This is a genomic window from Wolbachia endosymbiont of Listronotus oregonensis (genome assembly GCF_031205055.1).
Taxonomy (GTDB): Bacteria; Pseudomonadota; Alphaproteobacteria; order Rickettsiales; family Anaplasmataceae; genus Wolbachia.
In genome coordinates this window covers 903,992-925,080 of sequence record NZ_CP102118.1, presented here as the reverse complement: position 1 = coordinate 925,080, position 21,089 = coordinate 903,992, and the positions used below count along the sequence as shown (strand labels likewise).

Here is a 21,089-nt window from a genome sequence, read left to right as displayed (position 1 = left end):
GCTATATCAGAAAACAGGTTATGTGGAAATCTTAAAATACTTCTTGTTTGCCAAGCAAAATAAATACATTCCTACAAACAAGCAGATGCTTAATACTGACGCATAAGAAAACTTAAAAATTAAATCTCTAATATATATTGCTAAGCATTTACCTGCAGAAAATTTGTATAGTAATCCAACACATACAACGGCACTATCAATTACTGATGCCATAATTAAAGTAATGAAATTTGCCATATGAAAATTCAACTTGGACTTCAATTTTTCAAAAACAATTATGCTCGAGAGAAGAGATACTAAAATTGCAGCATATGAAGTCAATATCATCAAACTAAAACTTTGCCATTTTAAAATACAGCATAGCGCTGTACACACTATTAAGCTATACGTAGCTTTTTCTTTGCCATAAAATTCAACCATTGAATTTACAACTAAAGCAGCTCCTATAAATAAAGCAGCACATATCATCAATTTATTTGAAGCGTTGAGTAAAGAAAGACTGATAAATAAGAGTGTCAGTAAAATAGACATAACTACCTACCCAAATTTAATGACATACATTTATTTTAAGTAAATATTGCACATAGTGAAAGAGTTATTTAACCTAATGGAAAAAAAACATTTTAAACTGACATGCTATAGCTACCCAAGAAAGGTTTTCCTACGTCATACCGCCGCGGCCGCTAACAAGCAGCGGGATGACGAGTTTGTCGTTTATCAAATCGTCTGTAAACCTAAGTTACTTTAGCTATATAATAACTATTTCCCAAATCTTTCAGATTTACTTTTAAAACATCCTTTATGTTTAGCACCTTTTTCTCTGTTACTTTGCCAATACATGAATAAGCCGCATCTTCAAACAACGCTTCAAACCTCTGCTGATTTTGTGGTGCAATAGTAACCAAAATTCTACTTTGCGATTCAGAAAACATTATTATCTTGTTTATTATGTCTGTATTTTGTGTTTTTCCTATTGGTACTAGTGAAAGATCGATTTCAGCACCAAGGTCTCCTGCAATTAGCGATTTTGCCAGAGCAATAATTAAGCCGCCTAAGTTTGGTGCAATTGCAGAGGCAATTATGCCATCTTTTATTGCCTGGTTGTAACGCTCATACAACTTCCTAGCGCTCTTTGCATCAACTTTTGGCACGTTGTTATTATCTATTCCACTATATAACTGATATTCAGATCTACCAAGCTCATCGTGGGTTGTACCAAGCACATATATCAAGTCCCCTGGCATTTTCACATCAAGCGATACCGCATTTTCAATATTTTCTATAACTCCAATTGCTGAAATGAGTAATGAAGGTGGTGCAGATATCATCACTTTCTCGCCATTTTCGTCATATCCCTTGAAGTCATTGAACATACTGTCTTTTCCGGATATGAATGGCGTTTTAAATGCAGTTGCAAAGTCGTAACAAGCCTCTGCAGCTCTCTTTAGCTGCCATAGCCTTTCTGGATTATAAGCATCGCACCAGCAAAAATTGTCGAGCAACGCTAGATGATTTATATTTCCTCCTGCAGCTACGTAGTTGCGTATTGCAGTGTCAATCGCACATGCTGCCATGTGATAAGTGTCAATTTCTCCATAACTTGAGCCAAATCCCTGCGATTTTACAACACCTTTGTTTGAAGAAAGGACTGGCCTCGAGACAACAGCTTCACTGCATACTCTTCCCTTGCCTTGCAGTGGTTTCAGTATTGACGACCCCTGAACCTCATGGTCATATTGCACCACTATGAACTCTTTGCTGCATATGTTTGGTCTGCTTAGCATTTTTTTTAATGCAAAGGTGTCATTCCAGTGCTTGACACTGGAATCCATTTCACATTCAATTCCACCGTTGGATGGGTTTTTGCATAAAATGTTTGCAGGCTCAGCCTGCTGGATCCCAGTGTCAAGCACTGGGATGACAGGGAAGAGTGTTGGGATGACAGGAGAGGGTTCCGGAATGACAGCAGGCTCCTTAGACCATGGCTTTGTTTGTAAATGCACTTTGGGATTACCGTCATGCAAAAATTCAGTTTCCATATCCATTATTACTGTCCCTTCAGGACATTTAACAACAGCTTTACCACTCTCATTAAACTCTCCAATCACACAAACCTCCACATCATGTTTTTTCATGATTTGCTTAAACGCAGGAAAATTTTCTTCTGGCACTGCTAAAGTCATTCTCTCTTGTGATTCTGATATCCATATTTCCCACGGAGCCATACCATCGTTTTTAAGGAGAACCTTGCTCAAATCAACTTCAAATCCGTCTTTTCCCATTTCACCAATAGACGATGATAGACCGCCTGCTCCATTATCCGTTATTGCATTATAAAGACCAAGATCTCTTGCTTTTATGACGGCATTGGATAGTTTTTTTTGTGTTATGGGGTCACCAATTTGCACAATCGTTGAAGGGCTGTTTCCCGACAAAGCCTCTGAAGAAAACGTTGCACCGTGAATTCCATCTCTTCCAACTCTTCCACCAATAATTACGATTTTATCGCCATTTTTTGGTCCTTTAATGTGTGAAGGTGCATTATTTATATTGCGTGGAATAATTCCGACACTTCCAACAAAGACTAATGGCTTGCCACAAAATCTATCGTCAAAATATACCGATCCAAGTTGCGTTGGAATGCCAGAACAGTTACCAGCAACATTAACGCCATGAATCACTTCTTTCATTATATATTTTGGCGGTAAGATCTCATCAGTGCGCTCCTTGTCCCTATAAAATTTGCCTTTTGCTTCTTTGGCAAAGCAAAAGTAATAGGTATTCATTATAGGCTCCGCGCCTTTCCCGAAACCCACTATATCACGATTAACTCCAAGCACTCCGGTCATTGCTCCACCAAATGGATCAAGAGCTGAAGGGCTATTGTGAGTTTCAACTTTATCGACAATCAAGTAATCGTCATCAAAAATTATTCCTCCTGCGTTGTCGGAGAAAACTGACACGCATATGTCAGAATTTATCTCACGCGTTGCACGCTTAATATAATGAGCATATAGACCGTCTTTTATTTCATCAATAGGGGAGCAAAAAATATTGTGTTTACAATGTTCAGACCAAGTCTGTGCCAGAGACTCAAGTTCAATATCATATGGATTTCTACCGAGTTTTTTAAAGTAATCCTTTATAGCTTTCATTGCTGCCAGCGAGAGCCCTAAAGTGCCATTACCATCGATTCCATCTCTGCTGATTTTTTCAAGCTCTTGGTCACTCACATTGAGGTCAACAGACTTAGTACTATCCTCTGTCATCCCAACCCTACCTTCTGTCATTCCAGTGCTTGACACTGGAATCCAGTTTGCATTATACAATTGCTTGAAATTTTCTGGATCCCAGTGTCGGGGCACTGGGATGACACCAGGTGTTGTATTCGATTTACCATAATATTTCCAGCTATAGTTCTTACAGATAAGTGTGCAATATTCAGTGATAGGGTTGAATTCTTGCTTTATATCATCTTCGGTTGGCATGCTTCCTTTACCCAAAATCAGCTTTGAACTTCTTGCTTTGATATGAACGCCTTCATCAATGTGGCCCTTGCTAATTAAATACTCTCTAACAATTTGTTTCGCTGTGTTGCCCACATTGTCAGTCATACCAGGTAAAAAGCTTATTTCCAAGCCCCACTTTGCTTGTGGTTCTATGAAGTCATATTGAAGGTTTTCATTGTAGGAATAATAACGGCAGTCTTGTATGACTTTATTATAAAATAGCCCACAAATTTCTTCATGTAATTTTGATGGTAATTCTTTGCTTATGTAAATCAAGTAAACATTAACTATCCTTCTGCGGCCAACTTGTTCACATTTATTTAAAACTTCTATTCTGATGTTTGCCATGTAATATTGTGAAAGACTTTAATATATCATAGCATAAGAAACTGCGAGCACATTTATATTTTGAGTGATTTCTATATAATAAAATATTGTATTAATTGTTACTGTTAGTGGGAAGAGTTTTTACCGTTAATGTGGATGAGTCCTTTTTCAATGTATTGGTTCAGCACATATTTTCTGAATATGAAAGAGAAAAAATTCCCGAGATAAAGATCATACTTCCCTGCAAAAGGGATGTAATAGCGCTGCTGAGTGCGTTCAAGAATTATAACGCTAAAAAATGCATAATTTTGCCAGAGATAGTTTCACTGGAAAACATTGATGAAGAGGATTTAATATTAAATCTTGATAGAGTTAAAGTTATCAATCCAACAAAGAGGACGCTGCTACTCATTCAATTCATATTGGAGTGGAATAGAAAAAATAATGATAATTTCCCCATTGATTTAGCTTATAGCCTGCCATCATTGCTTGATAAAATTCAATCTACCCAAACAACGGATTGTTATCAATTCGATGAACATTCAAAAAAAATAGAGAATTTCATAAGCTTACTCATTGAGAGTTGGAATAAAATTTTAAAAGATTTAGGAGTAGTAGATATATTAGAACATAAGAGTGATTACATAAACAATATGATAATCTCTTTACAAAAAGACCAACATATAATCTTTGTTGGAATTGGAAAGGATAAGTCGTTAATTAAGGCTATATATGACCTGCCGTTTGGAAAAATAATTTTTCCTAATCTGAATTTGAAAATTAAAGAGAAAGATTGGCAATCACTTGATAAAAAACATTATCAATATTGCCTGAAAGATCTACTCGATTATTTAAATGTAGATAGAAGAGATGTGAGTTTTCTGCCAGAAGCGTGTTCTCCAGTGCCCAGACACTGGGATCCAGAAAACTTAACTTTAAATGAGCGCACCAGGTGGCTGTATAATGAAAACTGGATCCCAGTGTCAAGCACTGGGATGACAGAAGAAAGGGCTGGGATAACAGGAAGTCCTGAGGAATATCTAGATTACATTTTTGATACAACTGCCGATCTAAGCAAAGTTAGTAATGGACATATTGGCAATATTGAAGTCATCACTTGTGATTCCAGAGAGGAAGAAGCACAAGTGACATCATTAATTATAGAGAATGAAGGTTATGAAAACGTTTCTTTGGTTGTCTTTGATAAATTACTTGCAGCTCGTATAGCATGTTTATCAAGGCAACACAGTGCCATACCGGAAAATTATCCTTATATAACACTCCTACTTTATAGTATCGAAGTTTTGACCTCAAATTGGAGCAGTGTGTCATTACTTTCGCTCCTTAAACATAGGCTAGTGACTTTTGGTTACACTCAAGAAGAGTACACTCGGATTTTATCTGAATTTGAAATAGAGATATTACGCAACTTTAGTACAAATGGCCTTAAAGATATTATAGATGCTATTAATACCTATAAAAAGCTAAAACATAAAGAGGATATATTGCTTATTATCAATAGGTTAGAGGCTATACTTAATCTTTTACTTAACTCTATAAATTGCCCTATTTCTGATGTGGTGGCAACTCATTTGCAGTGTATTAATGTGCTATCTGGTATAAATTTTTCAGAGCTAAATAGTGAAATAGGTAATTTCACCTGTAATTTCTTGAATGCATGTGAGGGTATAGAAATTAAGTGCTCCTTAGAGTTATATAGCCAAATTCTGACCTTATTTTTAGAGAAAGAGTTTTTCTCTGTAGCAAATGACTTGAATAAATTCAGCTTATATCACAACAAAGTTGTAATACTCGCTGGATTTAATGAAGCGCCAAGCTTTCAAAGTCCGCTTTTGAATGCACTTACGAGAGAAAAATTTAACCTTCCTTCTGCGCAAGAAGAGCAGGGGTATTTTTTTTATACTTTACACAATTTGTTTTGTGCAAGTAAGGTTTATATTACAAGATCGCTAAGCCATAGAAAACCAATTCTATTGCAGCGTTTGGAAATTCTGCTCAAGGAGGGGAAACAGCCGTATCGCGATTGGCTGAGGATATTAAATACGCCTGAATGTACTGTTCCATGTACTCAGCCTATGCCAAAACCTCAAACCGAAGTTAGAAAAGAAAAAATGCAGGTGATGTCTTGCAGTGCAATAGAAAAGCTAATTCGTAATCCTTATTCATTTTACGTTGAATATATACTGGGCCTTAAACAATTAAGAGACTTGAATTTTAAGCCATCGATATTGGAATTTGGCACTATGGTGCACAACATTCTTGCAAGATATTTACGCAACAAAAAGTCGCCAATGAGCATTGCACGAAAAGCATTCTCGACTAGTCAGTTTAATTTTTCAAATATGTGGTGGGTAAGACTGCAAAGGATAATTCAATCTTTTGTCGAATTTGATGAAACTCGAAGCAATTATGTTGAGTTGGAAAAGAGTTTTACCTGTCCGATATTTCATATTCCAGCGCGTGACGCTGGAATCTATATTTCTTGTGATGATGTATCCCAGTATGAAACTGCTTGGATGACAAATAGAGATCTGATCCCACAAGAAATTTTACTGACAGCAAGATGTGATAGAGTTGAGTATCTACCAAGTGGGCAAGTAGCAATTATAGACTATAAACTTGGTTCACCACCTTCCAACGAAGAAGTGATGTCGGGGTTTTTTCCACAGTTAATTTTGCAAGCCTTAGCGGTAGAACATATAACAAAAAGAGAAGTTTCAGAACTTGCTTATTGGAAACTTGATTATGATAAAATAAAAGTTATTTCTATACAAAATTATAGATACAAAATGCAAGAATTAAAAAATGATCTGCCTGGTTTTTTATCTAATTATTTAAGTAATTCCACACCCTTTATTGCCTCTCCATATTTTGATAAATTCCTGAGATTTAATAGCTATAAACAGCTAGAAAGGGTAGGGGAGTGGTTGTAAATGGTGTCATCCGAGTAGCTTGACTACTTGGATTCAGGAAAAAGAATGGTGTCATGCAAGTAGCCTCCTTCTCCTGTCATCCCAGTGCCCCTATGATGTCATCCCAGTGCCCCGACACTGGGATCCAGAAAAGTTTGCTTGTAAGCAAGCAAACTAGCATAGAAAGTGGTTACAACATTTTCGATGAGATTATATGGAAAACTGGATCCCAGTGTCTGGGCACTGGGATGACAGCAGTCCTACGTCATACCGCGATTCATTCGCGGTATCTCTTAACATAGATCCCGCTAACAAGCAGCGGGATGACGGTTGTCAGGGTGTCATCCGAGTAGCCTCTTTCTTGTTATCCGAGTAGCCCCTTTTTGTCATCCCAGTGCCCCGACACTGGGATCCAGGAAAAAGAATGGTGTCATCCCAGTGCCCCGACACTGGGATCCAGAAAAGTTTGCTTGTAAGCAAGCAAACTAGCATAGAAAGTGGTTACAACATTTTCGATGAGATTATATGGAAAACTGGATCCCAGTGTCTGGGCACTGGGATGACAGCAGTCCTACGTCATACCGCGATTCATTCCTACGTCATACCGCGATTCATTCGCGGTATCTCTTAACATAGATCCCGCTAACAAGCAGCGGGATGACGGTTGTCAGGGTGTCATCCGAGTAGCCTCTTTTGTTATCCGAGTAGCCCCTTCTCCTGTCATCCCAGTGCTCTTTTTTGTCATCCGAGTAGCCCCTTTTTGTCATCCCAGTGCCCAGACACTGGGATCCAGGAATTTTATTAAGTTGGTAAGCATAAAAATAGATGTTTTACGTTAAAATACAACGTTTTCGATGAGGTTATATGGAAAACTGGATCCCAGTGTCGGGGCACTGGGATGACAGCAGTCCTACGTCATACCGCGATTCATTCCTACGTCATACCGCGATTCATTCGCGGTATCTCTTAACATAGATCCCGCTAACAAGCAGCGGGATGACGGTTGTCAGGGTGTCATCCGAGTAGCCTCTTTCTTGTTATCCGAGTAGCCCCTTCTTGTATCTTGTCAAAAGCATCTAATGTTTTAAGCTTAAGCATTAGGTGGAGAAGGGAGGAACTCTGTGCTTCTTCTTAGATATAAAATCTGTAGAGGAGATAAGAATTCCCTTCTCAAAAGTATAGGCTGGACGGTATCGTAGAAAGACCTGAATGGTTCTAATTCTGTATTCACAAGACTAGCCTTACTTTTCATTTTTAATGGTAACGTATGGGGTTATATATGATCAACAACTTTTTGGGCATAGATATATCAAAAGATCGCTTTGATGTTTTTCTCTCATTTATAAGCAAAAAAGGAAAGCGTGAAACTAGAAAAAGAAGCTTTAAGAACGATGGTTTCAAAGTCTACTGAATTTTCTACACAAACATAATGTAGAAAAAGTAAAAACCTGCATGGAATCTACTGGTTGTTATAGCGAAGCACTGGCTGAATTTCTACACAATGCTGGACATTTTGTAAGTGTTGTAAATCCTTATTGCATAAAATCTTATGCAAGGAGTAAGCTGATACGACAAAAGAATGATCAGACCGATGCAGAAGTTATTGCTGATTATTGCCAAAGACAGGAACCTTCTAGTTGGACACCACCTTCTCCTGAAATGAAAAAATTAAAACATCTTTATCGTTGCTCAGTTGCGTTAAAAGATGAGTTAACATTAGTAAATAACCACTTAGAAAAAAAGAGAGACTGCCTAAAGAAGTTGCAAATGCTTGGGAAGACCTTGCAATGAATATAGCTCAAAAAATAGAAACAATAAAAAACTCCGTACGTGAACTATTAAATCAACACAAAGAATTGTTGGAAAATTTTCAACTTCTATTGACTATTCCAGGCATAGGAGAAGAATCAGCAATAGCTATTTTAGCTGAAGTTTCTGATATAGAGGTTTTTAGAGATGCCAGGCAATTGGCAGCATATACAGGAGTTATACCACGAAATATGACGTCAGGTTCCTCTGTATATGCCAAACCCAGATTAAGTAAATCCGGTTCACAAACATTACGTAAGGCACTTTTCTTTCCTGCCATAGTAGCTAAGAATCACAATCCTATCATTATGAGCTTTTGCCAAAGATTAAAGGAAAAGGGTAAGCATAATATGGCCATCGTTGGTGCTGCAATGCGTAAGCTACTCCATATCATTTTCGGTATTCTGACATCCAAAAGTGCTTTTGATCCTAACCATATCAAAAACTACAGGGCTAGGAGGTTGACTGAAGGTTTAGTACTTTAAAATCAAAAATGCTTCCTATCTATCTTATGTAAAGTGGTATCTTACACAAATTTATTGAATGTTGTTGGTTAGTGGATATGTTGATAAGTAAATTAGTTTTATACGCACAAAACAGATGAAGTTTACTTATCAACATATCCACTAACTATAATCTGTGTACTGTTACACAATTGGAAGTATTTTTTGATTTTATGATGCAACTTGGGAAATTTTTATAATTTTTTTGTTGACTAACAAGACGGTATCTCCTGTCATCCCAGCACCTTCTTCCTGTTATCTGAGTAGCTGACACTGTACGAACATTGTCTATCAGGAAGGTGTCATGCAAGTAGCTGACACTGGTTCTTTTATGACGGTGTCATTCTAGTCTGGAATCCAGGAAACTTAATTGCAAGTAATGCATTGGGTTTGGTGAGTATAAAAGTGTTGTGTTATGGCTAACGCTGGCTAGGTTTTCCTGCATCATACCGCCGCGGTATCTCTAGATCCCGCTAACAAGTAGCGGGATGACGATTGTCAGGGTGTCATTCCAGCGCCCCTATAATGTCATCCCAGTACTCCTATAATGTCATCCCAGTGCTCCTATAATGTCATCCCAGTGCTCCTATAATGTCATCCCAGTGCTCCTATAATGTCATCCCAGTGCTCCTATAATGTCATCCCAGTGCGTGACACTGGGATCTCATTTCACTCTATAATAGCAGTGCTCCTTTCTTGTCATCCCAGTACTGATTAGCTATAAAATTTAAGAAGATATTTAAGAAATTTACCAAGCGGAAAAAAAGGCAAAAGAAGCCCCGTGGTGCGAGTTTTGACTCTATATTACTGTAAGTGGCGCTGTAATAATGTGCTAACGCTTAAAATAAGCGCGATTTGGCTGAATGTAGAAAAAATAAAAAAGACATGCAGCCGCTATAATTTTATGTAATCCGCCAATAAATACCCTGAGTTTTTACTGAATTTTGTCATTGAGCCTGCAGGTCAAAAACAAGTTTTGAGTCATGAATACCCTTATTATTATAATAAGGGGGCTGGCGGAGTTTGTCAAGCAAGTTTTTTTTCTACTGAATGACAGTTGTGGCTTGGGAGGTAGTGCAAGAAGTCTATTTCCACAAAAATGCTTCAATTTATCTTAACATTTTGTCAACTACCTTTATAGGAACGACAATTTAAAAGGGCATTTTTACATATTCCATATGGCTGCCAGTTGCACCCCTCACATGCGTAATCAAATTTCTTTAAAGACATTTTCTCTCTAATCTTTTTTACCGCCTCATTCCAAGTTAAAGTCTCGCCAATTTTTATTCCTAAAATTCCCATATGCCTTCTATCTAGCTCTAAAACTTTAGCTTGTTCGGTGCATTTACCTTGTTTAGTCTGGTTTGGGCAAGCACTACAAATACTATCAAGATTGCCAACTACTTTGATTTGAGTATTAGGATCACTCATTACTTTGCTTGCTATCTTTTTATAATTTTCTACAAAACCCTGAGAATACCCATATCCCCGAAACGCGAGGGTGCACATGAAATGATGAGGACGAAACCTTATCACTTTTTCAAATACTGCAAAACCGCTACGAGTAGAAAAATTTTTACCAAACCAGGAAGGATAAATGGTAAAACACCCACCATTATTGCTTGTCCCAGACCCAAGTAAACAGCAAGCCAACTAACACCACAAATAAAGATTACAACTGTACCAGCCAGACAACTTAAAGAATTGCGCGCGAGTAATTCACATTTAAGGCTTAAGAGTTCATTTACTTCACCCATCACTATGACAGCAGCTAAAAAGCCAATTAAATATCCACCTGTTGGTCCGAGAAAAATGTGATAACCACCAGAAAAATTCGCAAAAACAGGAAATCCTGCTGCACCAAGTGATAGATATGTAAGCACAGAATAGAATGCTGTTCTGCGGTTAAATTTAAGCCCAATAAGCATTACTCCTAAAGTTTGCAATGTGATAGGCACAGGCTGCAATGGTACGCTTATTTGAGCCATCAAGAATAAAAGTAAAACGCAAGACAATATTTCAGCCAGTGTTGATCTACTGCTAGATTGTGTTATAAACATACCTTCCCAATAAAAATAACTTATAAAATATAATATATATAAGAGGTTTTGCAATTTAAATTTTGCTTATATTGTGCTACAATGAATTATTTATGCACTATTAAATTAAAAATGATAAGTAAACAAGATCTATTATCGTTGATGAAAGCAAGACACAGCGGACGTTCATACGATACTACAAGAGCAATATCTCAGGAAGACATGGATATTTTAATGGAAGCTGTAAGGCTGACTCCCTCATGTTTTGGTGATGAACCTTGGAGATATGTGATATGCAACAAACAGAACAATCAAAGCGCATGGGAAAAGCTGCTAAATTGTCTTGATGAATCTAATCAAAAATGGGCAAAAGATGCACAAGTGTTAATCATATCTTTCAGTGCTAAAAACTTCCGTAAACGAGGTAAAGGAGAAAATCTTTGGGCTAGTCATGATACTGGTGCAGCAAATTATGCACTTATGCTACAGGCTGCATCTGTGAACTTAATGGCTCATCAAATGGGTGGATTTGATAGAGATAAAATAGTAGAAAGATTCAACATATCCGATGATTTTAATGTAATGTCAGTGATAGCGGTTGGTTACGAAGAAGAGGGTGCTGAAACAAGTAAGAAAAAAAGAAGACCAATAGAAGAAATATTTTTTTATGATGAGTGGCCAAGGTCCTAAAAATTTTATCAAGATGCACGGTACTGGCAATAATTTTGTTATCATAGACTCACGTTCAACAAACAATTTAGACTGGAACTATAGACAAATTGCTGATCAAAGCAGTTGTGATCAAGTGATAATTATAACAATGTCTAATGCTGCAGACTGCTTTATACATATCTATAATGCTGATGGTAGTCGAGCTGAAATGTGCGGAAACGCAGCACGCTGTGTTGGATATTTGATAATGTCAGAAAAAGGTACTGAGTATATCACTATTGAGCTGGTAAACAAACGCATTTTAGAGTGTTTTAAAGTTGGTGATAAATCCATAAAGGTTAACATGGGTAAACCTTTGCTAAAATGGCATGAAATTCCCTTGTCTACTGAGTGTGACACTCTTCACTTACCTATAGAGCTTGAAATGCTAAAAGATCCTGTTGCAGTAAATATTGGTAACCCTCATATAGTTTTTTTTGTTGATAACATAAGTGAAATACCATTGCGAAATTTAGGACCAAAGCTAGAAAATCACGTACTATTTCCTCAGAAAATTAATATTAGTATTGCACAAGTTGAAAAGTCTGGAGAAATAGCTTTAAGAGTTTGGGAAAGAGGTACAGGCATTACTGCATCATGCGGTAGTGCAGCCTGTGCAGCACTTGTTGCATCCACACTACGTGGATATCTGACTGCCCAACAGACTTCAGTAGATTTACCAGGAGGTAAGTTATTAATCGAATGGGCAAATAACGTATTCATGACCGGTGATATAGGATTTTTGTGATCGTTGTTTTCACAATGCAAAACTACTTGACAAACTCCGCCAGCCCCCTTATTATGATAGTGAAGGTATTCAGTTATCTTCATCTGTGCAGATTAAACAGCAAGAAAACAACGTAGTTGGCGTCTTATTTTTAATTTTTTGCACTATGTGCACCTTATGTCTTCACAACATTTCTGGGTTTTTACCTATATAAGCTGAAACGCGCTTATAAGTCGTTTAAGACAGTATAGTACGCCAATTTGCAGGATTAGAGAGTGACAACTAGCTAACACGGGATTTCTTTTGCCTTTTTTTCTGCTTAGTAAATTTCTTAAACATTTGAACTAAGGTGAGCTGCACTTAAAAGCAGCTAAATTGCAGTGTTTAAGACTTAAAAAAACGCCAATACAGAAAATAGACAATGACCAGGGCTTCTTTTGCCTTTTTTTTCGTTTGGTAAATTTCTTAACGTTTGTAGCTAAAAGAGCCCAAGAGAGGTGTCATCCCGCTGCTTGTTAGCGGGATCTATGTTAAGAGATACCGCGAATGAATCGCGGTATGACGTAGGAATGAATCGCGGTATGACGTAGGACTGCTGTCATCCCAGTGCCCAGACACTGGGATCCAGCTAAGTTAGTGAGTGTAAACAGTAGCCAACCTTACGTTAAAACACAACGTTCTTGATGAGATTGCATAAAAACTGGATTCCTTACATCATAGAGGCACTGCCATTATAGAGTGAACCAGTGTCTGGGCACTGGGATGACAAAAAAAGGGGCTACTTGGATGACAAAAAAGAGGCACTGGGATGACACCCTGACAATCGTCATCCCGCTGCTTGTTAGCGGGATCTGCTGAGATACCGTGGCGGCATGACGCAGAGCTCACGTTAGCTATACTTTTATACTCACCAACTCAGTATCCAATCTGGATCCCAGTGGGCTTTGTTGCATAGCAGCAGAAAAGCTAGTGATTACTGACTAAATTCATTATAAAATGACGATTTAAGGATAAATATGCCACAAAAAATGAGAGTCAGTAACCATAGAGAATATAACAAATTTCTAGAAAAAAGAGGAAATATTTTTCATTATATCAACGAAGCCATAGAAAATTGGTATGAAATTGGGCCAAAAATGTAGGGTGGCAACAATATTTACAGCAACAAAGTGGTAATTTTGATACATATAATAACCCATCTATTCAGAATAGGTTTGAGTGGGATTTTTAGAGGGATACATTGAACAAATAGGAAAAAATTTGCAGCTATTCACAAGCATCAAAAGAAACTTGATATTAAGATCAATGATTGCAGAGTTGATAAAAATAACATGGAAGATATCGAAATTGCTATAGACAGTACAGGAATTAGTATATACAACAACACACAGCAAAGAGAATAGCAAAGATAGAGAGTACCGCGGCTATAAACAAGTAAGAAAATTGCACATAATGTTGAGCAAACAAGTCATAGCTACAAAATACAGTAATGGCGTTTACTCTGATCACTATGGAGCATTGGGGAAATTTGATGTTAAATATGCTATAAAAGCTCTATAAGCTGTGTAATCAATATGGCATAAAAACGAAAATTCCTCCGAAAAACAACGCAGCAGAGCATCCAAAATTGGATTATATGCTTGATAGAAATGCCGCTATTCAGTTAATGAAATTACATGGTGAGAATGGTATAAAAAGATGGAAAGAAGAAGTAAATTACGGAAAAAGATCGTATATTGAAGGATTTTTCTCAAGGTTGAAGCGAATATTTGGGTTTAGTTTTAAGAATAAATCTGAGACAAATAGAGAGAAGAAACTGCTTATTAAATGCTACTTAATGAACAAATTTACTGCAATTGGTATGCCTAAATTTGAAATAGTCGCATAAAATTATTTACTCTGGAAAAAACTTACGTTGCTATGCAACAAAGCCCACTGGGATCTAGAAAAAAGAAATGTGGATTCCAGTGTCAAGGCACTGGAATAACACCACTTACTAAGTATTTAAACTATAATGTTCATCATTACACGCTGGCAGGATGTCATATATAGTGTTACCCAGGTAGCTGTGCTGGGGCTTATCGTCTTTAAGATCCCAATTAGATAGAAGGTTTATACTTTTTTCAAATCAAAGCTTGAATTTTTGCTTGAAAATCAATATATTATATATATGAAATTTTAATTTAAGTTGTTATGTTGACCCCAATGGCAAGCTTATGTGTTGATAGCAGAACCAATCTCATGCAATATATTGCTAGAGTGCAAAAATTTCCTATGCTGTCTCAAGAGGAAGAGGTACGATTAGCAAAAAATTGGAACCAATATAAGGATATTTCTTCTGCTCATAAATTGATTACCAGCCATTTGAATTTGGTAGTGAAAATTGCAATGAAATTCAAAAATTATGGACTATTGTTGATGGACCTGGTCATGGAAGGGAATATGGGTTTAATGCATGCAGTAAAAAAGTTTAATCCTGATTTAGGGTTTCGTTTTTCAACTTATGCAGTGTGGTGGATTGAAGCTTCAATAAAAGACTTTATATTGAAATCTTGGTCGTTCGTGAAAATAGGCACAACGCAAGCACAAAGAAGATTATTTTTTAGTTTACGTAAAATAAAAAAAGAATTTTACAGTATACAAACAGAGAGACTTTAAGCAATGAAGAAATAAAAGCAATATCTAATGAGCTTTCTGTATCCGAAGGAGATGTTCTGCAGATGAATTACCGTTTGGCTTGTAAGGATCAGTCGCTAAACGATTGCATAAAAATAGGTGATGACTCTAAAAGGGAGTTGCAAGATATGATCCCATGTAACTTGGTCAGTCAAGAAGTAACCTATCAGAATCATGAAGAAAAAGAATTAAAAGAAACAATTTTAAACAATGCACTAGCAAGCCTTAACGAAAGGGCAAGAGACATTTTTATCAGTAGATATTTGTCTGAAAACACTCAAACTCTAGATGAACTTAGTAAAAAATATTGTGTTTCAAGAGAAAGAATAAGACAGTTGGCTGAGCAGGCGATGGCTAAGGTAAAACAATATATACAATCAGAAAGTTTGAAATTTGGTTTGCATGCGTAGTTTTTTTATATTTCTAATATTTTTTTCAATAGGCGCTTTTGCATCGGTTAGTGATGTGCAATTGAAGGAAAAATACAAAGACTGGCTTGTATATACTGCATCAGAAGATGGAGAGAAAGTGTGTTACATTGTATCTTACCCTAAGACAAAAAGCGAGCATTATACAACCAATCGCAAGCCGTATGTAATGGTCAGTTATGTTGATAAAAAAGCAGATGAGGTAAGCGTTACCTCTGGTTTTCAGTATGATAAGGAGCCTGTAGCTCTCAATATCGACAAAAAAATTAAATATACACTGCCTATAATACAGGGAAGTTTTGCGTGGGCAGAGCATACAAAAATAGATCAAGATCTCATTCTAAAAATGAAGCAGGGATTATCAATGGTAGTTAATGGAAAAACAAAAACAGTGACCATTGATGATACTTATTCCCTACTTGGTTTTCAAAAAGCGTATCAAAAAATGCATGATTTATGTCATACAAAGTAAATCATTGTAACAAAATACCCAGCTATAGTATAAACTGGACTACTCTTTCAATGGAAATATAAATAGCACTTTACTTTATATAGGATGTGGATATCATTTAAAATATATTTTTGAGAGTTAGCAATGTCAGAGGTTGCAGGTGTAGATACAGAAATCAAAAAGCAAAATTCTGTGTGCGAGCAGATGCGTTTTAGCGTGAGCCGTACAAGTCTTTTAAATACATTATCCAGAGTAAGTGGAGTGGTTGAAAGGCGTAATGCAATAGATGTTTTGGCATGTATAAATATCAAAGCACAACACGGCAGCATAAAATTAATGGCAACTGATCTTGACATTTCAATGTTTGCCTCACTTGCTGCAACCGTATTAACAGAAGGAGAAGTAAAAATTTCAGCGCATACTTTACATGACATAGTGAAGAAGTTACCCGCTGATTTGGATGTCAATTTTGAAGTAAACAACCAAAGAAAATTATTGATGTCTTGCGGAAATGCAAACTTTTCTTTACCGAATGTAGTTTCAAGCAGCTTTCCTGCTCTTGAAGAAGACAATTATAAACATGATTTTATTCTACTAAATACGGACCTGATAGACTTATTAACTAAAACAAAATTTGCTGTATCACTAGATGATACAAGGTATAATTTAAATGGAATATATCTACATACAGACGAGCAGTTTCTGTACTGCGTTGCAACTGATGGTCACCGTTTATCATGTATAAAGAGACCAAAGCCTGGGAACATCAATGGCGAATTTGGTGTGATCATTCCACGTAAAACTGTTATGGAGCTGTTAAAAATATTGGACGACTGTAATGAAATTAATGTAAAACTCTCAGACAGAAAAATCAAGTTTACATGCGGTGAATATATTCTAATATCAAAATTAATAGATGGGACTTTTCCAAATTATAAAGCAGTTATTCCAGCATCTCAAGATAAGCATATGATTATTGAAAGTAAAAAACTTTCAGATGTTATAGATCGAGTTTCCGTTGTTGTATCTGATAAAGTAAAATCCATTAAATTCTCACTACAAGAAAAGCTGCTGACTCTGCATTCAAACTCTCAAGAGTGCAATGATGCAACTGAATCCATAGAAGTGGACTACAATGAAGCCCCTATAGAAATAGGGTTTAACTCGCGTTATTTACTTGATGTTCTATCCTGCATAAAAAATAAATGTAAGTTTAGCTTAGCCGATGGTAATAGTGCTACAATTATCACTGATGAAGACGATTCAAGTGTATTATATGTAGTGATGCCAATGAGAACTTAAACTTGTCATCCCGCTTCTTGTTAGCAGGATCTGGAGATACCGTGGCGGTATGACACTTATTTCACTAAGAACGTTACTTTTTATTAAATTAGTAATCTATCTTTACCAAATATAAGCCAAAAGGTGGTGCAGTAACTCCAGCTGCATTTCTTTTGCATTGGTTTAATATATTTAGCATTTCTTGTGGATTAGTTCTATTTTTTCCAAATTCAACTAAAGTACCCACAATGATCCTCACTTGGTTATGTAAAAAGGAAATAGCAGATATTTTGATGTGTATATGATTCCCATTTTGTATTATATCGATATCATCAATTGTTCTCATCGGATTTGCGGCTTGACAATCTTTTGAACGAAAACTTGAAAAGTCATGTTTTCCAAGTAGATGTTTAGCAGCTTCACGCATAATATTTACATCAAGTGGGTTAAACACTTGCCATACATAACCTGTCTCCAGAGCGGCAGGAGCATAGCGATTAACTATTCTGTATTCGTAATATCTTTTTTTTGCTGAAAACCGTGCGTGAAACGCATCATCTACAACTTCTGCATTCAGTACAACTATGGGAATTGATTTTAAATGATAATTTATTGCGTTTCTTATTCTATAAAGCTCAAATTCCTTTTCCATATCAAAATGAGCAATTTGTCCTAAAGCATGAACCCCTGCATCAGTCCTGCCACCGCAGTACAAAGTAACTTTCTCACCACTAAAATTAAATATAGCATTTTCTATGGCTTCCTGGATTGAATTAGCAGAATGTTGCTGCTTCTGCCAGCCAGAGAAACTACTACCATTGTATTCTATCGTTATTTTGTATCGCACTGCAGAGTCTATCTAACTTTCTATCTTAATATAATTTAGGTAGCTAATTTTTCTACGATAACGTTCTTCGTTATTAAAAAACCCTTGGCAGGTTGTTCACGTTTGATTATCATGGAAGTTATACAAGTTAATAAATGATCCATGGCAAACAACTCAGAAGAAAGAAATAATGATAAGCAAAAAGCATTAGATAACGCAATAAGCCAGATTGAAAAAGCATTTGGTAAAGGTGCAATAATGAAGTTGAAGCAAAACCCTGTAGAGAAAATAGACACAATATCCACAGGATCAATTGCGCTTGATTCGGCTCTAGGTGTTGGAGGTCTGCCAAAAGGACGTATAATTGAAATATTTGGTCCCGAGAGTTCTGGTAAAACCACTCTTGCCTTGCACGTGATTGCTGAAGCACAAAAAAAGGAGGATCATGCGCATTTATCGATGCAGAACATGCATTGGATGTCTTATATGCTCGTAAACTTGGGGTAAGCACTGATGATTTAGTAATTTCGCAACCAGACACTGGGGAACAAGCATTACACATTGTTGAGTACTTAGTGTGTTCTGGTGCGGTTGATGTGATAGTTATTGACTCTGTTGCAGCGTTAACTCCAAGAGCTGAAATTGAAGGTGATATGGGTGATCAACATATGGGGCTGCAAGCAAGGCTTCTAAGTCACGGGCTACGAAAGCTAACCTCTGCCGTTTCAAAAGCGAACTGTATATTGATATTTATTAATCAAATTCGTATGAAAATAGGAGTAGTGTATGGAAATCCTGAAACTACCACGGGTGGAAATGCATTAAAATTCTATACTTCTGTAAGGCTTGACATAAGAAAAGTTGGTGTAATAAAAGACAAAGAAAATATTACAGGCAATGAAACAAGAGTTAAAGTTGTAAAAAATAAAGTTGCTCCTCCATTTAGAGAAGCGAAATTTGATATAATGTACAATGAAGGTATATCAAAACTCGGAGAAATAATAGATATGGGAGCAAAGCTTGGTGTGCTTGAAAAAGCAGGTGCTTACTATTCATATAACAATACACGTCTTGGACAAGGAAGAGAGAATGTAAAAACTTACCTAAAAACAAACAAAGAAGTCGCAAATGAAATAGAAATGAAAATCAGAGATTTACTCAGAAATCATGATAATTCTATTATAATAGACGAGGATAGTGAGCAACTTTTAGAAGAATCAGTGTTCTGATCTAAACTTAGTTTGTGTTGGATGGGTTGTTACAGTATGACGGTGTGTGCTAATCTGTAATGTTACCTTGTATCAAGAGGACTTTGCTGAAGCAGTTAAAAAAAGCTTTTCATGAGAAATTATAAATGATAAATTGTTAACAATAGGTTATTGTGAATAAGATTATGTGTTTTAGTTTACCTAATATAAACAGGGAAGGTTATTTATTTATAGTCGTTGCCTTTATAGTAACGTGTATAGCATTCTCTATATCTTGGGGGTTTGGTGTTACGTGCTTGTTTCCGACATTATTGTGTACTTATTTCTTTCGCGATCCAACAAGAGCTGTGCCAAACAACAAGGATCTTATATTAAGTCCTGCTGATGGTGTGATTTCAAAAATTGAAGAAGTTAATTATCCTTTATCGGCAGAAAATGGAGAAGAGAAGAAGTTCACGCTTGTTAGCATATTTTTAAGTGTTTTGAACGTCCATGTGAACCGTATACCAATATCTGGTACGATAAAGGAAATGAATTATAAAAAAGGCAAGTTTGTATCCGCAATGAGCAATAGGTCTAGTAATGAAAATGAAAAGCAGGTTATTGTGATTGAATACGAAAAGGGAAAAGAAATTATTGTGGAGCAAATAGCTGGATTAATTGCACGTCGTATCGTTTGTAATTTAGGAGTATCCCAGAATGTGAAAGCAGGTGAAAGGTTTGGAATTATAAGATTTGGTAGTAGAGTGAATATTTATGTTCCTGCTGATATAGAAGTCAGAGTTTCAGAAGGGCAAACTGTTATTGGTGGTGAAACAATTATAGCAAACTTAAATAAGGAAAACGTTCAAGAGAAGCTTACTTTTGACGTTATATGAATAACGATGGAAGTAACAGTAGATTCTTACCTATTACTAAATTATTCCCAAACTTTATAACTTTATTGGGTTTATGTTCTGGTCTCACTTCACTTAAATTTACATTTAATGAACAATGGGAATTCTCAGTAATTTTTATCATCATTGCAGCAATAATAGATGGAATGGATGGCAGAATAGCTAGAATTCTAAAATCAACTAGCGATTTTGGAGCCCAGCTTGATTCTTTTGCAGATTTTCTAAATTTTGGTGCAGCGCCTGCATTTCTTTTGTATTTTTGGAAGCTAAACGAAATCAAAGTCATAGGTTGGATTTTAGTAATGATATACGTAATCTGCATATCAATAAGACTTGCAAGATTTAATGTTTCGCTACACTCAGAACAATCACACTGGGAAAAATTTTTCTTTTCTGGTGTTCCAGCTCCAGTGTGTGCTTTACTTTCTTTGTTACCAATAATTATTACCTTTCAATCTCATGAGAGTGAATACTTACTTCTCATAGAGCGATTTTTTAACACAAGAAACGTAGCTTGTTACTTTCTGGCCATTTCATTTTTTTCGATAAGTCACATTCCAACCTTCTCTGCAAAATATATTTATGTTCCCAAAAGCCTATCCTATATATTTGTGTCATTTTTTGGAGTACTTATTATATTTTTCATCAGTAAGCCCTGGATGACGCTACCAATTTTAGGTGTAGTGTATGTACTTACTATTCCAGTAAGCACTGGGCTTTATATATATTACTCGTATAAAGCTCGTTAGCTATAAGTTGTAATAA

At 36.3% G+C, this 21,089-nt stretch carries 15 protein-coding genes and 4 pseudogenes; 14 read left to right on the top strand and 5 right to left on the bottom strand.

Features of this window, described 5'->3' with window-relative positions:
- Positions 1–18: 18 nt before the first annotated feature.
- Together NMD99_RS04665 and NMD99_RS04660 are read right to left on the bottom strand one after the other, a co-directional pair.
- Positions 19–531 (bottom strand): hypothetical protein, encoded by a 513-nt coding sequence (locus NMD99_RS04665; RefSeq protein WP_253309619.1) that lies wholly within the window; start codon positions 529–531, stop codon positions 19–21.
- A 203-nt stretch (positions 532–734) separates the two neighbouring features.
- A complete protein-coding gene (locus tag NMD99_RS04660; protein WP_309165652.1) occupies positions 735–3,857 on the bottom strand; it encodes an AIR synthase-related protein in 3,123 nt (1,040 codons plus the stop codon).
- Between the two features lie 107 nt (positions 3,858–3,964).
- On the opposite strand from NMD99_RS04660, the gene NMD99_RS04655 reads away from it, so the two are divergent.
- From NMD99_RS04655 to NMD99_RS04635, 5 genes and pseudogenes are all read left to right on the top strand, one after another.
- Positions 3,965–6,790: a WPE palindromic element domain-containing protein gene (locus NMD99_RS04655; protein WP_264687843.1), complete on the top strand. Its 2,826-nt coding sequence runs from the start codon at positions 3,965–3,967 to the stop codon at positions 6,788–6,790.
- A 19-nt stretch (positions 6,791–6,809) separates the two neighbouring features.
- A complete protein-coding gene (locus NMD99_RS04650; protein ID WP_309165651.1) occupies positions 6,810–6,947 on the top strand; it encodes a hypothetical protein in 138 nt (45 codons plus the stop codon).
- The gene (locus NMD99_RS04645; RefSeq protein ID WP_264732356.1) at positions 6,886–7,071 is read left to right on the top strand and encodes a hypothetical protein; all 186 of its coding nucleotides are present in this window, start codon (positions 6,886–6,888) and stop codon (positions 7,069–7,071) included. The genes NMD99_RS04650 and NMD99_RS04645 overlap by 62 nt, the downstream gene beginning before the upstream one ends.
- A 92-nt stretch (positions 7,072–7,163) precedes the next feature.
- Complete coding sequence (locus NMD99_RS04640) at positions 7,164–7,400, top strand: hypothetical protein (protein ID WP_309165649.1); 237 nt, start codon at positions 7,164–7,166, stop codon at positions 7,398–7,400.
- 648 nt (positions 7,401–8,048) lie between these two features.
- A pseudogene (locus NMD99_RS04635) lies at positions 8,049–9,063 on the top strand (IS110 family RNA-guided transposase).
- Positions 9,064–10,206: 1,143 nt separating this feature from the next.
- Here NMD99_RS04635 and NMD99_RS04630 read toward each other — a convergent pair.
- The gene (locus NMD99_RS04630; protein WP_309165647.1) at positions 10,207–10,617 is read right to left on the bottom strand and encodes a DUF1284 domain-containing protein; all 411 of its coding nucleotides are present in this window, start codon (positions 10,615–10,617) and stop codon (positions 10,207–10,209) included.
- Positions 10,614–11,141 (bottom strand): biotin transporter BioY, encoded by a 528-nt coding sequence (locus tag NMD99_RS04625; protein ID WP_264687867.1) that lies wholly within the window; start codon positions 11,139–11,141, stop codon positions 10,614–10,616. The genes NMD99_RS04630 and NMD99_RS04625 overlap by 4 nt, the downstream gene beginning before the upstream one ends.
- An 81-nt stretch (positions 11,142–11,222) precedes the next feature.
- Here NMD99_RS04625 and NMD99_RS04620 point away from each other — a divergent pair, with 81 nt between their 5' ends.
- The 6 genes and pseudogenes from NMD99_RS04620 (at position 11,223) to dnaN (ending at position 17,415) form a co-directional block, all read left to right on the top strand.
- The gene (locus NMD99_RS04620; protein WP_253309416.1) at positions 11,223–11,810 is read left to right on the top strand and encodes a nitroreductase family protein; all 588 of its coding nucleotides are present in this window, start codon (positions 11,223–11,225) and stop codon (positions 11,808–11,810) included.
- The gene (gene dapF, locus NMD99_RS04615; RefSeq protein ID WP_253309959.1) at positions 11,791–12,579 is read left to right on the top strand and encodes a diaminopimelate epimerase; all 789 of its coding nucleotides are present in this window, start codon (positions 11,791–11,793) and stop codon (positions 12,577–12,579) included. Before NMD99_RS04620 ends, dapF begins: the two co-directional genes overlap by 20 nt.
- A 995-nt stretch (positions 12,580–13,574) precedes the next feature.
- Positions 13,575–14,446: pseudogene (locus NMD99_RS08120) on the top strand (transposase).
- Between the two features lie 305 nt (positions 14,447–14,751).
- A pseudogene (locus NMD99_RS04595) lies at positions 14,752–15,644 on the top strand (RNA polymerase factor sigma-32).
- Positions 15,637–16,134 carry an invasion associated locus B family protein gene (locus NMD99_RS04590; protein ID WP_164225010.1) on the top strand — a complete coding sequence of 166 codons (498 nt, stop codon included), beginning with the start codon at positions 15,637–15,639 and terminating at the stop codon, positions 16,132–16,134. Before NMD99_RS04595 ends, NMD99_RS04590 begins: the two are co-directional and overlap by 8 nt.
- 123 nt (positions 16,135–16,257) lie before the next feature.
- Positions 16,258–17,415 carry a DNA polymerase III subunit beta gene (gene dnaN / locus NMD99_RS04585; protein WP_253309419.1) on the top strand — a complete coding sequence of 386 codons (1,158 nt, stop codon included), beginning with the start codon at positions 16,258–16,260 and terminating at the stop codon, positions 17,413–17,415.
- An 88-nt stretch (positions 17,416–17,503) separates the two neighbouring features.
- On the opposite strand, the gene truA is transcribed toward dnaN, so the two are convergent.
- On the bottom strand, positions 17,504–18,241 hold the full coding sequence (gene truA / locus NMD99_RS04580; protein WP_096617503.1) for a tRNA pseudouridine(38-40) synthase TruA: 738 nt from the start codon (positions 18,239–18,241) through the stop codon (positions 17,504–17,506).
- Between the two features lie 141 nt (positions 18,242–18,382).
- On the opposite strand from truA, the pseudogene recA reads away from it, so the two are divergent.
- The 3 genes and pseudogenes from recA (at position 18,383) to NMD99_RS04565 (ending at position 21,073) form a co-directional block, all read left to right on the top strand.
- Positions 18,383–19,449 (top strand): annotated as a pseudogene (recA, locus tag NMD99_RS04575) (recombinase RecA).
- 164 nt (positions 19,450–19,613) lie between these two features.
- A complete protein-coding gene (locus NMD99_RS04570) occupies positions 19,614–20,306 on the top strand; it encodes a phosphatidylserine decarboxylase (protein ID WP_253309960.1) in 693 nt (230 codons plus the stop codon).
- The gene (locus tag NMD99_RS04565) at positions 20,303–21,073 is read left to right on the top strand and encodes a CDP-alcohol phosphatidyltransferase family protein (RefSeq protein WP_182183504.1); all 771 of its coding nucleotides are present in this window, start codon (positions 20,303–20,305) and stop codon (positions 21,071–21,073) included. Before NMD99_RS04570 ends, NMD99_RS04565 begins: the two co-directional genes overlap by 4 nt.
- Positions 21,074–21,089: the final 16 nt, after the last annotated feature.

Bases quoted from the DNA above. Each gene is read 5' to 3' on its own strand.
- NMD99_RS04665 (WP_253309619.1), bottom strand. From the start codon at position 531: ATGTCTATTTTACTGACACTCTTATTTATCAGTCTTTCTTTACTCAAC.
- NMD99_RS04660 (WP_309165652.1), bottom strand. From the start codon at position 3,857: ATGGCAAACATCAGAATAGAAGTTTTAAATAAATGTGAACAAGTTGGC.
- NMD99_RS04645 (WP_264732356.1), top strand. From the start codon at position 6,886: ATGTCATCCCAGTGCCCCGACACTGGGATCCAGAAAAGTTTGCTTGTA.
- NMD99_RS04625 (WP_264687867.1), bottom strand. From the start codon at position 11,141: ATGTTTATAACACAATCTAGCAGTAGATCAACACTGGCTGAAATATTG.
- NMD99_RS04620 (WP_253309416.1), top strand. From the start codon at position 11,223: ATGAATTATTTATGCACTATTAAATTAAAAATGATAAGTAAACAAGAT.
- dapF (WP_253309959.1), top strand. From the start codon at position 11,791: ATGAGTGGCCAAGGTCCTAAAAATTTTATCAAGATGCACGGTACTGGC.
- NMD99_RS04590 (WP_164225010.1), top strand. From the start codon at position 15,637: ATGCGTAGTTTTTTTATATTTCTAATATTTTTTTCAATAGGCGCTTTT.
- dnaN (WP_253309419.1), top strand. From the start codon at position 16,258: ATGTCAGAGGTTGCAGGTGTAGATACAGAAATCAAAAAGCAAAATTCT.
- NMD99_RS04570 (WP_253309960.1), top strand. From the start codon at position 19,614: ATGTGTTTTAGTTTACCTAATATAAACAGGGAAGGTTATTTATTTATA.
- NMD99_RS04565 (WP_182183504.1), top strand. From the start codon at position 20,303: ATGAATAACGATGGAAGTAACAGTAGATTCTTACCTATTACTAAATTA.